This is a genomic window from Spirulina sp. CCY15215 (genome assembly GCF_016888125.1).
In the GTDB taxonomy this organism is placed as follows: domain Bacteria; phylum Cyanobacteriota; class Cyanobacteriia; order Cyanobacteriales; family Spirulinaceae; genus CCY15215.
The window spans coordinates 1-16,186 of sequence record NZ_JACSWA010000580.1 but is presented as its reverse complement, the minus strand read 5'-3'; the positions used below and the strand labels follow the sequence as shown (position 1 = coordinate 16,186).

Here is a 16,186-nt window from a genome sequence, read left to right as displayed (position 1 = left end):
ACAAAACCTCCCAATTCTATCGTTTTACCGTAGGGGTGCAATGCTTGCACCCTTTTCCAATAAAGGCGATCGCGTCTCTTTATCGGATTTATCTTGGAGAGGAAATGCGATCGCGTTTGGTAATTTTTGGGTGAAATATCAAATATTTGGGGTCGATAAATTTGGGGTGTGTACCGGAAATGGGCATAAGCAATACGCCCATTTCTACTAAATAAAGGTTAAAAACGATGACCGATGCCAAAATGAAGGCGACTGTCACCGCGATCGCTTAAACCAAAATCAGCGCGAATGACTCCTACGGGAGAATTAAGCCGAATACCCGCACCATAACCGAATCCGATGCCTTTGGCGATTTCCTCTACCCCATTTTCTCCTAAAGTTGGACTGGAAGACCCTAAATTAGTGCCAAAATCTGCAAAAAGCACTCCCGTTACCGGAGAGGCGAACAAAGGAACGCGATATTCAGCAGAAGCGAGGAAATAACTGCGACTTCCTCCCAATTCAGCGAAATCATAACCCCGCACGGAGTTAGTCCCCCCTAGGGTAAAGTTGCGGTAAGGAGGGAGATCGCCGATAGTTGTTCCTCCCTGTACATTGAGGGCAATAACTTCGGGATTTTTTTCGTCAAATATCTGAGTCGGGGTAAAGTGAGAATAATTGGCTTCGAGGCGATTGGATAAAATCGTACCTTGACCCACAGGAAGAGATTGTTCTGTGGAGACACTCAGAACAGAACCAGAAGTCGGATTGCTGGGATTATCGCGCAAATCCCGGGCGATTCCCGCTTGAACGGTCACTAGGTCATCAATGCCTTTTTCCGTCACAGAGAGGGCATTTCCATAGCGATCGCTCGAGGCGAGATTGCCGTCACTATCTCGAATGCTCACTTGTGCGTAATTCAATCCGGCGCTGGCTTGCCATTCTCCCACGGGGGCATTAAAGTTGACACCACCGCCAAAACGTCCTTCTCGGGGGCGATCGCCATTAGCCAAAAGCACTTCTTCCTGAAAATTCGTGGAAATACCGCGATTGCGAAAAGCGTTAACATTATAGCCAGGCATATCGGGGTTAGTGGCGCGATAAGGATTGCCAAAATTGCTGGAAAATTGCAGATCCCGAGTCCCGGCCGTAATTTCTAGCCCGAGGGTTTGACCAATACCGCCAATATTGCGATCGTTATAACTGACAGTACCAAAAATCCCCGTAGATTCGCTATAACCGCCCCCTGCGCTAACTCCTCGCGCGGAATCTTCGCTGAGTTGATAATTTACATCCAATTGATTTGCATCCCCATCAAGGGCAATATTGGCATTCTGAAAGAGTCCCAGTTGATAGAGTTTGCGTAAATCTGCTTGGGCTGTGGTGACTTGAAAAACTTCTCCTGGTTGAACTTGTAACTGTTGTTTAATAAAGTCTTCATCAGTGCGTCCTTTGGTGATTTGTCCTTCTTTGTCGAGAAAAGTCACATTCACCGATCGCACGACTCCTTCAGCGACATCAATATTTAATAAACCTTCTCTAGTAGTACGAACATCACGAACTTGCGCGATCGCATAGCCATTTTCTTCGTACCATTGATTTAATTGGGCGATACTGGCGTTAATTTTACTGGGGCTGACGGGTTGGTTGAATTGATCCGCAAAAATGCGATCGGCTGTTTCTCGATCCAACACTTTTGCATTCTGAAGGTTCAGCGATCGCACGATGGCGGGTTGTACTTCATAAACGATATCCCAACCATTATCGTTTTCGAGATGACCCACCTGCACATTAGTAAAAAGTTCGGTACTTAAAATCGCCTTTGCGTCATTTTGTAAGAGGCTTTCGCTGGTGGCGTTTCCGAGTTGGGTGGCGATCGACCTAAGCACAATTGCTTTTAATTCTGGATCTGCGCCTTTGACTTGAATATTTGTCGCGGTGACGGCAAGATCGGGAAGGGTAATTTGAGGACGGGATGTATTAGCCGAAGCGGTTTCCGAGAAGTCGGGTAGGGCTTCTACGCTGAGATTAGCGGTTTCTGCGATCGCCCGAGGGGTGGCGATCGTGAAGCTGACGAGGGTATAGAGAAGGAGGTGTGAGAAACGCATGATTTGCCCTTTTTCCTGTAGGTTATTCTCTTTGACTATGGGCAAGGGAAAGAGTTTCTCTGGGTGTGGCGATCATTGGGGTGTCACAGGAAAAGTATTTGATTTTGCCTGTTTGTTGCGATCGCGATCGCTTCAGAAAAGTGCGATCGGGTTTCAATCCCTCATAGGGATTAATTGTAATTGAAACGGTATTAGCCTAGTCCACCACGCAGCGATCACCATTATGTTTCAATCCCTCATAGGGATTAATTGTAATTGAAACTCGAAGGTGTGAGAATCGGAAGGTATAGGGGAAGTTTCAATCCCTCATAGGGATTAATTGTAATTGAAACGCCGTGCCATTAATTTGAAAAGCAAAAGAGTTGTTGTTTCAATCCCTCATAGGGATTAATTGTAATTGAAACCAGACCCAAAAAAGATTCCCCCGATTTCAGAAAGAGAATACGTTTCAATCCCTCATAGGGATTAATTGTAATTGAAACCTTATATCGGCAAGTCGAATGTCATGATCGACCATGTTTCAATCCCTCATAGGGATTAATTGTAATTGAAACAAACTGGCGAAACCGCAGAAGAGGCGATGTCACGTTTCAATCCCTCATAGGGATTAATTGTAATTGAAACATACGAAAGATGCGAGATACAAGACAACTGGCTCGTTTCAATCCCTCATAGGGATTAATTGTAATTGAAACTTTGATAGCGGGGGTAAAATCCCCGCTATTTGCTTGTTTCAATCCCTCATAGGGATTAATTGTAATTGAAACAATACACTCAAAAAATCCCCTTCCTTTTTAAGGAAGTTTCAATCCCTCATAGGGATTAATTGTAATTGAAACCTTGATACCGATTCTTTTGTTGTTAGCTATCTACAGCAAAGTTTCAATCCCTCATAGGGATTAATTGTAATTGAAACAAAGGATTATTAGGATTATTAGGATAAGGGGCAGTTTCAATCCCTCATAGGGATTAATTGTAATTGAAACTATATAAGCGAAGATGCCTAAGCTATAAGCTAAAAGTTTCAATCCCTCATAGGGATTAATTGTAATTGAAACCCAAATCGCTCAGTGGTCCGTACTTCGCGGGTGAAGTTTCAATCCCTCATAGGGATTAATTGTAATTGAAACTCTTGAAAACTCTAGTTGATTATAGCCTATCTTTGTTTCAATCCCTCATAGGGATTAATTGTAATTGAAACCCTTAGCTGGAACGTACAAGGACATGGATGGGGATAAGTTTCAATCCCTCATAGGGATTAATTGTAATTGAAACCTGTCCCTAATCCCCAGAATCTTAGGATAGCAAGTTTCAATCCCTCATAGGGATTAATTGTAATTGAAACGTGATATATGGCTAATATCGGACACACATTTCCAAGTTTCAATCCCTCATAGGGATTAATTGTAATTGAAACTGATTAGGTAAAGGGGATGTTTTTGCCTCTCGCGTTTCAATCCCTCATAGGGATTAATTGTAATTGAAACGCAAAAAGGACTTTTTGGCCGTTGTTTTTCGAGGTTTCAATCCCTCATAGGGATTAATTGTAATTGAAACACTTTCTTGATAGTCAAGAAAACTTTCCCTAAAATAGGTTTCAATCCCTCATAGGGATTAATTGTAATTGAAACCGCAACATGAAGCGGGGGATTGCCATTCATGGGGTTTCAATCCCTCATAGGGATTAATTGTAATTGAAACTTGTCAAGAGGTTTCCAAAAAAAGTTTTAGGAGTTTCAATCCCTCATAGGGATTAATTGTAATTGAAACTCGTTGGGGGGAATTCGCAGCAACAAACTCCCACCGTTTCAATCCCTCATAGGGATTAATTGTAATTGAAACGATATTTGGGAGAAGCTCGAGCAATGGTACATCGTTTCAATCCCTCATAGGGATTAATTGTAATTGAAACCCGGACCCACGACCAGAGAAAGACCGCCCAGGAACGTTTCAATCCCTCATAGGGATTAATTGTAATTGAAACAACTGGTTGCCAACTGATTTCAACTGGTTAGCTCGTTTCAATCCCTCATAGGGATTAATTGTAATTGAAACTTGCATTGCTCAAATCGTGGTTCTTGATTAAAGTTGAGAGTTTCAATCCCTCATAGGGATTAATTGTAATTGAAACAGGGGGAGTCTAAAATCATTTTCAGGGTTCCTAAGAATGTTTCAATCCCTCATAGGGATTAATTGTAATTGAAACGCTATTTGGATTCCTGTTACTCCTATAGAGATTAAATTCAAGTTTCAATCCCTCATAGGGATTAATTGTAATTGAAACTAAATCGCAGAGCGAAATCCGTTGCGAATACAAGGGAGATAGGTTTCAATCCCTCATAGGGATTAATTGTAATTGAAACTGGCTATAAGCAAGTCGCGGCTGAATCGAAAAAGTTTCAATCCCTCATAGGGATTAATTGTAATTGAAACCTGGCATATTCTCATACAGGCGACGAAAATGCCCTTGTTTCAATCCCTCATAGGGATTAATTGTAATTGAAACTTGTATTGTTAAGTCGAGTATCATGATCGACCATGTTTCAATCCCTCATAGGGATTAATTGTAATTGAAACATGGGAAGAAAGCGTGGGTAGTGCGCTTCGAGTGGTTTCAATCCCTCATAGGGATTAATTGTAATTGAAACCCGGATCGCCCCACTCAGGTGTTTGGGTTTATAAAGTTTCAATCCCTCATAGGGATTAATTGTAATTGAAACCCCAGTTAATCGACTTGAAAAAGCATTTTTCTGTAGTTTCAATCCCTCATAGGGATTAATTGTAATTGAAACCTCGTTTTTCTTCAAGGATATTAAAAACGCGCAGTGATGTAGTTTCAATCCCTCATAGGGATTAATTGTAATTGAAACATTATACCCCTTACATTTGCTGGGTAATAACCCGGTTTCAATCCCTCATAGGGATTAATTGTAATTGAAACACGTTTCATCGAGCGCAAACTGAGAATATTCTTCCGTTTCAATCCCTCATAGGGATTAATTGTAATTGAAACACTTAGAAGATTATCTCTACGAAGCAAAAAATCAAGCCGATCTGTTTCAATCCCTCATAGGGATTAATTGTAATTGAAACGAGCGGATGGCTCATGTCATTGCGGGGCAAAATTTGTTTCAATCCCTCATAGGGATTAATTGTAATTGAAACTTATTTTCATGATTCGCTTGGATTTGTTTCTCTGTAGGTTTCAATCCCTCATAGGGATTAATTGTAATTGAAACATTTAGTGGTATTGCACTGATGCACAGTACAGGTTACGGGGAGTTTCAATCCCTCATAGGGATTAATTGTAATTGAAACGGAAAGGTAGCGGGGGGAAGGTCTTGGCTTGGAGGGTTTCAATCCCTCATAGGGATTAATTGTAATTGAAACATCCTGTGTCGGTGGGAGTCCCGTTTGAAAAAGCTGTGTTTCAATCCCTCATAGGGATTAATTGTAATTGAAACATCAGTATCCCCGATGTGGAGAACATCTGTTTTATAAAGTTTCAATCCCTCATAGGGATTAATTGTAATTGAAACCAAAACTGATAGCGCTGTATGTGAGAGCATATTAGGTTTCAATCCCTCATAGGGATTAATTGTAATTGAAACCATTCCTGTGTTACAAGGCTTATAAATTCTGGGGAGAGTTTCAATCCCTCATAGGGATTAATTGTAATTGAAACTATTCCGAGATATTTGCCACCGCGCGGGGCTGCTGGTTTCAATCCCTCATAGGGATTAATTGTAATTGAAACGGTAAACTCAACCATACCGGGAACGCCGTCGTTGTTTCAATCCCTCATAGGGATTAATTGTAATTGAAACTGCCCGATAGTGAAACCCTTGTGGTATTTAGTTTTCAAGGTTCGTTTGCGGATACCGAGAGTAACTATAGCATTTCAGGCGTTGCCTTGGCAAGAGCTAAAGAAAAAATATCCCGAAAACCCAGACCAGATAAAGCATTCAGCGTTTGCGGATACCCCTCGATCTGCAAAAACAAGGTCAAACCCAGACCAGACCTGAATTTGACCCCTCCTAAAATTGGGAATTCAAAATGATACCCCCCGGTATCCGCAAAATGAAGCAGTTATCCCACAACCAATAACAATAGAATGACGGTAAGCGCATCTTACCCGCTAATCTGTAAGCAAGACCCAATACCAATGAATCTGGCCGAAAAGATAAAGCAAGCGATCGCCATCATCCTGCAAAAGTAAACTTAACTCTTGTCCTGCCTTGACCAACTCACAAATTATTTCAACATCAAGGCGACTTGTTTGGCAAAATAAGTGAGAATAAGATCCGCCCCCGCCCGTTTCATGCTGGTTAGGGTTTCCAAAACAATCTTTTTCTCATCAATCCACCCTTTTTGTGCGGCAGCTTTAATCATGGCATATTCCCCACTCACATTATAAGCAGCCACAGGAACATCACTATATTCCTTAACCCGGCGAATGATATCCATATAAGCCAAAGCAGGTTTAACCATAACAATATCTGCCCCTTCTTCGATGTCTAACTCGACTTCTTTCATCGCTTCATCGGTATTTGCCGGATCCATTTGATAGGTCTTTTTATCCCCAAACTTAGGGGCTGATTCTAACGCATCCCGGAAGGGTCCATAATAGGCAGAAGCGTACTTAGCAGAATAAGCAATAATGCCGACATCAGTATATCCCGCGTCATCCAAACCGGCTCGAATTGCACCGATACGACCGTCCATCATATCCGATGGTGCCACCATATCTGCCCCGGCTTCTGCTTGGGAAACCGACATTTTCACTAAAACTGCGACGGTTTCATCGTTGAGAATCACCCCATCTTCTACAATGCCATCGTGACCATAGGAAGAAAAGGGATCGAGGGCGACATCAGTAATAACAACAATTTCGGGGACTTCTTTTTTGATCGCGCGAATGCTACGCTGTACCAAACCTTCTGGATTATAACCTTCTGTGCCTTGGTTGTCCTTTTTCTCATCTGCAACGAGGGGAAATAGGGCGATCGCATTAATCCCCAAGTTATACGCATCAGCCACCTCTTTAACCAATAAATCAAGGGTATAACGATAACAATCTGGCATAGAAACGATTTCCTCCTTCTTGTCTTCCCCTTCCATAACAAATAGGGGGTAAATCAAATCGTTAACTGTCAGTTGCGTTTCTTGTACCATACGCCGTAATGCAGCCATGCGACGCAAGCGACGGGGACGCTGAACAAGGTCTAGGGGGTTTGAGGTAGAATTTGCTGAGGGCATATAACTTTGAGACAAGCAAAGGTTCGTTAAATTATGGTAGAGAGGAACGTACCCTGCAAATGAGAAGTTTTATTAAGCGATCCTGCTTACCTCAGACAAATTGCCACTAGGGAATTCCCCTTTAATTTCAGATTAAGCATAATTGGTAATTGATAGGTAATGGATCGACAGCGAAAGGGGCAAACAGCTAAGAAAACTAATGCGCGATCGCTTTCAACCTTATTGAGAGCGCTTTTACTGTCCCAAGGACAATTTGCCCCTATCTTAGTGCGTTGCAATTATCAAGGACTGCGGGAACAAATTTGGCAACAATTTCAAGAGGAAGTTTTCCTGCGATCGCCAGACTTACAGCCTCTCCAAACCATTCACCTCAACCCCTCTATCTCTACGCTTCTCTCTCCCCTCCTAGATGCTTTAGAAGAGAAAAAGAGTTTGGAGTCGGCAAAAAAGCACCACAACCAAATTCAGCCCTCAGCCCTCAGCCCTCAGCCTTTACCTAGCGCCCTCGTTGTCTTTGGTTTAGAATTGGTCAAAGACCCCGATCGCCTTTTGAAAGCTACCAATCAAGTTCGAGATGAATTTCGCAAGCATCTCCCCCTACCCGTTATTATCTGGGTAACAGACGATCTCCTGCAAAAGTTAACGCGCCTTGCCCCAGACTTCAAAAGTTGGGCCGCAGCTTCAATTAAATTTGAGCTTCCCCTCAGCGAGTCGGCAGCCCTTTGGTGGCAAACCACAGACAGCCTTTTTCAACAACTTTTAGAAGCAGGTGCAGAAAAATTTTTAACCAACGAGGCGATCGATCTTGCACCAGGATGCCCCACTCGCCGAGAATTAGAATGCGCTCGCCGCGAACTTTCCCCGTTTCCTAAACACTTAAACCCCGCCAGCGTCGCCACTTGGCACTTTATTTTGGCTCGGGATGCCTACCAGCAAAATCGTCTCGATGAGGCTCTGACTCATTTTGAGAAAAGCCTCAATTTTTGGTGTCGGGGGACGGGATATTGGGGCATTGGGAGTTGGCTTCTCCCCCCAGAAGATACTCCCCAGAAACCCCCTCAACCCCGATCGCCTAGAACAGGAGCATTAACTCTTCCTCGCACCCCTCACATTACCAATCCTTTTTTAGATCAAAAAGGTTTGCTTCTTTTCCACTTGGGCTTATATTATTGCCGCATAGCACAACAAAATCCCGCCACAGCCTCAGAGGCTTGGCAAAATGCTAAAAAATGCTTTGGGGCGAGTTTAGAAATTTTTACCGTTAAACACCAACCCGACTTTGCCACGGGGTTAATCGTTCAATTGGGTTCTGTTCTGCAACAATTGGGAGAATGGGCGGCGCTTGAAGGTTTGAGCCTCTATGCACTGAACCCGATCGCCGATCGCCGATCGCCAACCTTGAAACCTCGCGCCTTGGGATTTCTCGCTAAAGTATCCCTAGAGCGAGAGGAGTGGCAAAAAGCGGAAAATTTGATAGAACAAGCCCTTGCTGCCATGCAAAAAGCCCCTTATCCGCTTCACCAAGATCGTGCGGGCTATTTACTTTTATTAGCTCGAGTTAAACATCGTCAAGGGGAAAATGGGGAGGCGATCGAACAGTTGCAGAATGCGCGTCAACTCCTCTTAGATCGTTGGTCTAGACCCAGGGATAGCGATCTTGGGAACAATACCCCCATTGAAAAAGAACGCCTATATTTGGAAGTTTTAGAAGAGTTGCGATCGCTCTACTGTCAAAATCAGCAGTATAAACTGGCCTTTGCCCTCAAACAAGAACGGCAGTTTGTCGAGCATTATTGTGGTTTACGCGCCTTTCATGGGCTTTATCCTTTGGCTTCTATTGACGACTCTACCGCCTTTGGAGCAAGTTTGTGGTGGAATGCCATCGATCGCCGTTCCCAAGAAGCGATCGCCGCTTCTGGTCGTCAAATTATAGTGGAAGACCTAATTGAAACCCTCAGCCGCAGGGAACGCAAATTAACAATTTTACATGGGGCTTCAGGAGTAGGCAAAAGCAGTCTCCTGCGAGGATGTTTGCTGGCAACTCTTCAGGAAAAACCCATTGCCGCTCGTAATGCCCTGCCCATCCTACAAACAACCTATCGCCATTGGCAAGAAAACCTTTGTCGCCTTTTTAACAAAGCGATCGCAACTTTACCGCAAAAGTCTCCCTTTCCCTCAGCAGAAGAACCTCGGCGCATCTTACAGCAGTTGCAATATTACCTCAGCGATCGGGTTCTCACTTTATTTATTTTTGACCAATTTGAGGAATTTTTCTTCCTCTGTCCCGAAATAGAACAGCGTCAAAAGTTCTATGAATTTCTCCGAGATGCCCTCTCTATCCCTTTTGTGAAAGTAATTTTCTCAATTCGAGAAGACTATTTGCATCACCTGTTAGAAATTGAAACCCTTGTCGATCTTGCCGTCATCGATAATAATCTCCTCGATCGCCACAACCGCTATTCCTTAAAAGATTTAACCCCCCAAGAAACTAAAAGTGCGATCGTGCATCTCACGGAAAATTCCCAATTTCATCTCGAACCTGCCCTAATTGATGCCTTTGTCAAAGATTTAGCTAAAGAACGGGGTAGCGTGCGTCCCATTGAACTCCACCTCGTCGGCGCACAGTTGCAAACCGATCGCATTGATACCCTCAAAGATTATCAAGCCCTGGGAGAACAGCCCAAAACCGTCTTAGTGACGCGATCGCTTCTCGCCATTGTTGCCGACTGCGGCACAGAAAACCAAGATATTGCTTGGCGCACTCTCTTTGCCCTCACCGCAGAAAATGATACTCGTCCCCTGAAAACTCAAAGCGAACTTTTGTCGGTTCTGGGGACATTTCAGGAAACATCCGCCCATCCCTTATCTGCCATCAATGCACCATTACTATTAAGTTCAATTCTAGAAATTCTCGTTAATTCTCGCCTAGTTTTTCGCTTTCCCGAAGACCCCGAACATCGCTACCAATTGGCTCGAGATTATTTTGTTGCACCCATCCGAGAACAATATCATCACCATTTTACCCGCACCATCGAAGCCAGTCTCGAACGTCAGCAGCAAGAATTGGCAAGGGAACGCAGACAACGGTTGAAGGCTTCCTCAATTGGCGCAGCAATGACCTTTCTGGCTTTAATTGCAGGATATTCCGCTTGGCACGCTCATCACCAACAACAAATTGCCCAACAAGAACTGATTAAAGCTAATTTACTAGCAGAAAGTGCAGCCTCGGAATCTCTCTTCGTTTCTGGGCGACACTTTGACGCGCTTCTTTCTGCCTTGAAAGCCGGTCGCCAGTTATTATCAGTTACTAGGGAAGAGGGAATAGGCAAGAGAGAAGAGAGAGGGCAAATATTTCCTTTGCAGGTACGAGGAAATATCGATGCGATCGCCCAGTTTAAGACGATCACAGCCCTCGAACGGGCATTGCATGGCACAAAAGAACGCAATCGCTTTTTTGGTCATAAGGAGGTGATTTGGGATGTCACCTTTTCTGCGGATGGCCGTATTCTGGCCAGTGCCAGCCGCGATCGCACGGTGAAATTGTGGTGCGAAGATGGTACTTTGCTGCATACTCTCCCAGGTCACAAAGATAGCGTTACCAGTGTTGACTTATATCAAACCCCCGAGGAACTGCGGGTCGTTTCGAGTAGTTGGGATGGCACCGTGCAACTGTGGCAATTTCCAGCCCCTGCTTGTAACACTTCCGGTCCGGAAAAATTGCCGATCCCTTCTCCTCGCACTTTTCGTCATTCCCCAGAGACAGAGGACAGGGAAATCTATAATGTTCGTTTTAGCCCCGATGGAAATTACCTCGCAACTGCCGGCAAAGATGGCAAGATTCAATTACAAACAATTACCGGAGAGGCGATCGCCACCCTTGCAGCAGGAATGGGGGCAGTACAGTGGGTGGAATTTAGCCCCAATGGTAAGTTTCTCGCAGCAGCAGGCAGCGATCGCGGTGTACAACTTTGGAGTATTTCTGGAGAATTGCTGGATATTTTTCGGGGACATGAAGAAGGGGTTTCTTATGTTACTTTTAGCCCTAACAGCGAGGCGATCGCCTCCGCTAGTCGCGATGGCACCATTAAACTTTGGGACTTAAACGGCAATGTCTTACAAACTCTCGCGGATCATAGCGAGGGAGTTTTAGCTGTTCGTTTCAGTCCAGACGGCACAAAACTAGCCTCTGCGGGTTACGATGGCACAATTAAACTCTGGGATACCCAAGGACAACTTTTAGAAACCTTTGCCTCTCATCGCGACGGGGTAACAGGAGTACGCTTTCATCCAGATGGCACAAAACTAGCTTCTTCGAGTTTTGATAAAACCATTAAAATCTGGGATTTAAACGGTAATCCTCGTTTACTGTTACAGGATTCCCCATCAGAAACCGGCGATCGCCAAGATAATAAGGCGACAGGCATTCGCGATGTTGCCATTTCCCCCGACGGAGAATTAATCGTTACAGCCGGAGAAAATGGCACCATTGTCTTATGGACAAGAAAAGGGGAAAAATTAAAAAGCATCTCTGCCCATTCTCAACCCATTGAAACCCTGAGTTTTGCCCCAGATGGAATGGGATTTGCTTCGGGCAGTTGGGATGGCACAATAAAAATCTGGAATTCTCAAGGACAATTACAGGCCACTTTACCAGCACACCAAGATCGAGTCGCAGATTTAGATTGGAGTTTTGACTCAAACCTCTTGGTTTCAGGCAGTTGGGATGGCACCGTCAAAACCTGGAGTCCTCAAGGAAAACGACAACAAACACTACAACGTCATCGTCAGCGTGTCCATGCTGTTGCTTTTAGTCCAGAAGACAATATTTTAGTCACCGGAGGCGAGGAGGGAATTTATTGGTGGAAACGAGAGGGCGATCGCTTTTCGGCATGGACTCCCCTCCCCGTAGCCGATCGCGGCAATTGGACTATGGATCTGCATTTTCTCCCCTTGGGTAACTTGCTGGAGAATAACAGTAAGTTTGTGCTGGCGGCGGGAGGATACGATAATGCTATTTCCTTTTGGGGCGATCGCGATCGCCTCTTGGCTCGTCTCAAAGGCCATACCGACAGTATCCGCCGTTTTGCCGCCGCTCCAACCGGGGAAATTTTAGCAACGGTGTCCTGGGATAATGATGTGGAGTTATGGCACGTTAATGACTCTTTATTGACCACTTGGGAAGCTCATCAAGGGGAGGTGGTAGGCATTGATTGGAGTCTGGATGGAGGCGCGATCGCCACGGCAAGTAAAGATGGTACTGCCATAATTTGGTCTTTAGACTTGGCTGCTCTGGTGGAAAAAAGCTGCAACTGGTTAGAAGACTATTTACGCCATAGCACGATGGTACAAGCCAGCGATCGGGCGCTCTGTGCAGATCGAGAAGCCCTTCCCTAAGCCTTAGTTTTGCGGAAATTGGTGCTTATTTCCCGTAGAAGGAAAAGAATCCTGCAACAGCAATAGAATTACTGTGCTAGAGTAGGAATAATGCACCCTCCCCGTCAGCACGATAAAAACTTATGGTATTTACAAAACGCGGGCTAGTCCTTGGCGCAACGGCAGTCGTTTTAACCACGGTAGCAGTAACAGGAGCGGGAATCCACCTGTCCAAGAGTCAAGCCTTTTTCAGCGAAAGTCCCAAGGAACTGGTCGATGAAGTTTGGCAGATTATCGATGGTCAATATGTCGATGCTACTTTCAATCAAGTTGATTGGCGATCGGCTCGCACGGAATATCTCGGACGCAATTATACTAATCCAGAACAGGCCTACGAAGCGATTCGGGAAATGTTGGGGAAACTCGGAGACCCCTATACCCGCTTTATGGACCCCGAAGAGTTTCAAAATATGCAGATCGACACCTCGGGAGAGTTAACCGGGGTGGGAATTCAAATTGCCAAAGATGAAAAAAGCGATCGCCTCATCGTTGTTTCTCCCATTGAAGAAAGTCCGGCTTTTGAAGCAGGGATTTTGGCCAAGGATATTATTACCAAAATTGACGGACGCGATACGTTAGGCATGGAGGTCAATGAAGCGGTTCAACTCATTCGCGGCGAACGAGGAACTTCTGTCACCCTCACAATTCAAAGGGGAGAGAAAGAAATTGATTATCCCATTACCCGAGACACGATTGAAATTCACCCCGTGCGATCGCGGGTAGAAAATACCAATTTAGGGGCGGTGGGTTATATTCGCCTCAATCAGTTTAATGCTAACGCTGCACGGGATATGCGCGACGCGATCCAAGAGTTGGAAAGGGAAAAAGTTGTTGGGTATGTTTTGGATTTACGCTCTAATCCAGGGGGTTTGTTAAATTCGAGTATAGATATTGCACGAATGTGGCTCAAGGAAGGCACAATTGTTTCAACGGTGAACCGTCAAGGAGAACAAGACCGCAAAGAGGCTCAGAATAGAGCTTTAACCGATAAGGCTTTAGTGGTTTTGGTGGATGGAGGTTCCGCAAGTGCCAGCGAAATTCTTTCCGGTGCCTTGCAGGATAACCACCGGGCGAAATTAGTCGGGACGCAAACTTTCGGCAAGGGTTTGGTACAATCGGTTCGACCCCTCAGCGATGGTTCTGGGTTAGCGGTGACGATCGCCAAGTATCTCACACCAAGCGGTCGAGATATCAATAAGGAAGGTATTCCTCCCGATGTCGTTCAGGAAATGTCGGAGGAGGAACGTAAGCAATTGCAAGCGAATATCACTAATTTGGGTACAGTAAAAGATCCGCAATTTAGTAAGGCCTTGGAGGTTCTCCAAAAGACCCTTGCGGGGGGTGGCGAGAATGCGTTGCCGGTTGAGGCGATCGCGCAATAAAACTCAAGGGGCATATCTTACGTTTTATAAAAACGGGTAGCAAGGGGTCAGGATGACCGCCCTACAGTGACGATATCCCTCACAATTTTAAAATCTGTGAAAGTTTTTCGCACCCTTCCCCCATCAACTCGCCGCAATTTTTTCTTTCTCTTTCTAACAGGATTGTGTTTTTGGGTGAGTTTAACCGTGCTTTTACCCACCCTTCCTCTTTATATTGAGTCTCTGGGGGCAAATCAACAGCAAGTTGGTCTGGTAATGGGTAGTTTTGCGATTGGTTTGTTACTGTTGCGAGGGATTTTAGGGCAATGGGCCGATCGCCGCAGTCGCAAGTTAGTCATCCAAATTGGCGCGATCGCCGTGGCTTTAGCTCCTTTTGGTTATCTCACAATTCCTTCTTTACCGATATTGGTTGTAATTCGCGCTTTGCACGGGATTAGCGTTGCTGGTATGACCACGGGATACAGTACCTTAGTGGTGGAATTATCTCCCAAAGAAAAGCGAGGAGAACTTCTGGGGGCGATGATGCTGGTTTTGCCGATGGGGATGACCTTGGGACCAGTTTTAGGGGGTTATATTGTCGAGTTTGCTGGGTATTCGGTTTTATTTATTGTTTCGGGAATTTTAGGGATTTTTGCTACTATTTTTGCCAGTCAAATTCGAGAAGTTGCGCGATCGCCTTCCGATCTAACCCGCAAAAAGCCTTTAGTTGCTTTAAATTCCTTGGCGCGATCGCTGCTGAAAACTTTTATCCTCACGCGATCGTCGGAACTTTTACAAGGTCGCGAACTCAGAACTCCTGCTCTCACTATGCTATCCGTGGGAATTATCTTCGGAACTGTAACTACTTTTTTGCCAGCCTTTATTCGAGATAGCGGGGCAAACTTGAATCCAGGGTTATTTTATCTGGCTTCAGCCCTTGCTGATTTTACAGTTCGAGGTAATGTCGGACGAGCCTCCGATCGCTTTGGGCGGGGAATTTTTGTGACGGGGAGTTTGCTTGCTTATTTGCTGGCGATGATAATCCTGATTAATGCGAACACTGTCCCCGAGTTTATCATTGCAGGGATGGCGGAGGGAATTGGACGCAGTAGCCTGTTGACTGCAATGGTCGCTTTGGTCGCCGATCGCTCTTCTGCAAGCCAACAAGGACAAGCCTTTGCCCTCTGTATTGGTGGCTTCGATCTCGGTTTAGCATTAGGGGGTCCATTCTTTGGTTCTTTTGCTGCTTTTCTCAATTATCGGGGGATATTCTCAGGGGCTGCGATCGTGGCTTTAATGGCGATCGGGCTTTTTCTCACTCAATCGAGTAAAAATATTTCCCATTCTTTTCGTTTTGCTACGGGAAGGAGTAAAGATATTTATGCCCTAGAAAATCATGTTTAATTTTAAACGTTGATAATGTTCGTGCAGGATTGGTTCTAAATCTCCTAAAAACAGGGTGGGATAAGATAAAAATTGAGCGATACTACTATTAAATAAATCTTCAATCATTGCAGCTATAATATTTAACCATAAAGGATTTCCATTGTAGCGATCGATGAGTTCCGAATATTTATCTTCGTCTTGTAATTGCTTGATAGCGATTAGTTCTTGTGCCGATTCTCCTAAACCTTGAAGTTGCAAGGAATGACAGTATTGTTTTTCACTCTCGGAGAAACAAGAACAGCGACTGGTCAATAGATTGTCATAAAATGGAAAGAGATCCCACCAACTTCCCACACCCAAAAGGCGATCGCCTCACAGCCATTGAGTATAATATTAAAACTAACCTACAAAACCAATTAGAACTATGCACACTGTTTATCGTGTTAAAGCAAACGAACTAGATGTTCGCTTTTTAGAACAACTAAAAGCTAATTTTGGCGATAAAGAAATTGAAATTATCGTCTCTGAACTTGATGAAACAGAATATCTGTTGAGTTCTGAGATTAATAAAAAGCGACTTCTCACGGCGATCGCTAATGTTAAAGTTCAGAAAAATTTAGTTGAGATGCAACTAGAGGATTTAGAATATGGGTAGCATTT

General features: G+C 44.5%; 7 protein-coding genes and 1 CRISPR repeat array. Of the genes, 4 read left to right on the top strand and 3 right to left on the bottom strand.

The genetic code is table 11. From position 1 onward, the window contains the following. Positions 1-218: 218 nt before the first annotated feature. Both JUI58_RS20590 and hemB read right to left on the bottom strand, forming a co-directional pair. Complete coding sequence (locus JUI58_RS20590) at positions 219-2,132, bottom strand: BamA/TamA family outer membrane protein (protein ID WP_239121614.1); 1,914 nt, start codon at positions 2,130-2,132, stop codon at positions 219-221. Between the two features lie 105 nt (positions 2,133-2,237). Continuing rightward, positions 2,238-5,914: direct repeats of the CRISPR family, unit length 37 nt; unit sequence GTTTCAATCCCTCATAGGGATTAATTGTAATTGAAAC. A 427-nt stretch (positions 5,915-6,341) separates the two neighbouring features. Beyond that, a complete protein-coding gene (hemB, locus tag JUI58_RS20585) occupies positions 6,342-7,346 on the bottom strand; it encodes a porphobilinogen synthase (RefSeq protein ID WP_204105693.1) in 1,005 nt (334 codons plus the stop codon). A 159-nt stretch (positions 7,347-7,505) separates the two neighbouring features. Here hemB and JUI58_RS20580 point away from each other — a divergent pair, with 159 nt between their 5' ends. The 3 genes from JUI58_RS20580 (at position 7,506) to JUI58_RS27880 (ending at position 15,544) form a co-directional block, all read left to right on the top strand. Further along, positions 7,506-12,740 carry a hypothetical protein gene (locus JUI58_RS20580; protein WP_204105692.1) on the top strand — a complete coding sequence of 1,745 codons (5,235 nt, stop codon included), beginning with the start codon at positions 7,506-7,508 and terminating at the stop codon, positions 12,738-12,740. Between the two features lie 122 nt (positions 12,741-12,862). Then, positions 12,863-14,161 (top strand): carboxyl-terminal processing protease CtpC, encoded by a 1,299-nt coding sequence (gene ctpC, locus JUI58_RS20575; protein ID WP_204105691.1) that lies wholly within the window; start codon positions 12,863-12,865, stop codon positions 14,159-14,161. A 96-nt stretch (positions 14,162-14,257) separates the two neighbouring features. Then, a complete protein-coding gene (locus tag JUI58_RS27880) occupies positions 14,258-15,544 on the top strand; it encodes an MFS transporter (RefSeq protein WP_348539943.1) in 1,287 nt (428 codons plus the stop codon). On the opposite strand, the gene JUI58_RS20565 is transcribed toward JUI58_RS27880, so the two are convergent. Further along, a complete protein-coding gene (locus JUI58_RS20565; RefSeq protein ID WP_204105690.1) occupies positions 15,527-15,880 on the bottom strand; it encodes a hypothetical protein in 354 nt (117 codons plus the stop codon). The two genes, JUI58_RS27880 and JUI58_RS20565, sit on opposite strands and share 18 nt — an antisense overlap. A 70-nt stretch (positions 15,881-15,950) precedes the next feature. On the opposite strand from JUI58_RS20565, the gene JUI58_RS20560 reads away from it, so the two are divergent. Continuing rightward, the gene (locus tag JUI58_RS20560) at positions 15,951-16,181 is read left to right on the top strand and encodes a hypothetical protein (protein ID WP_204105689.1); all 231 of its coding nucleotides are present in this window, start codon (positions 15,951-15,953) and stop codon (positions 16,179-16,181) included. The last annotated feature ends 5 nt before the right edge of the window (positions 16,182-16,186 follow it).

Excerpts from the sequence above, each read along its gene's own strand:
- hemB (WP_204105693.1), bottom strand. The coding sequence starts at position 7,346 with ATGCCCTCAGCAAATTCTACCTCAAACCCCCTAGACCTTGTTCAGCGT.
- JUI58_RS20580 (WP_204105692.1), top strand. The coding sequence starts at position 7,506 with ATGGATCGACAGCGAAAGGGGCAAACAGCTAAGAAAACTAATGCGCGA.
- ctpC (WP_204105691.1), top strand. The coding sequence starts at position 12,863 with ATGGTATTTACAAAACGCGGGCTAGTCCTTGGCGCAACGGCAGTCGTT.
- JUI58_RS20560 (WP_204105689.1), top strand. The coding sequence starts at position 15,951 with ATGCACACTGTTTATCGTGTTAAAGCAAACGAACTAGATGTTCGCTTT.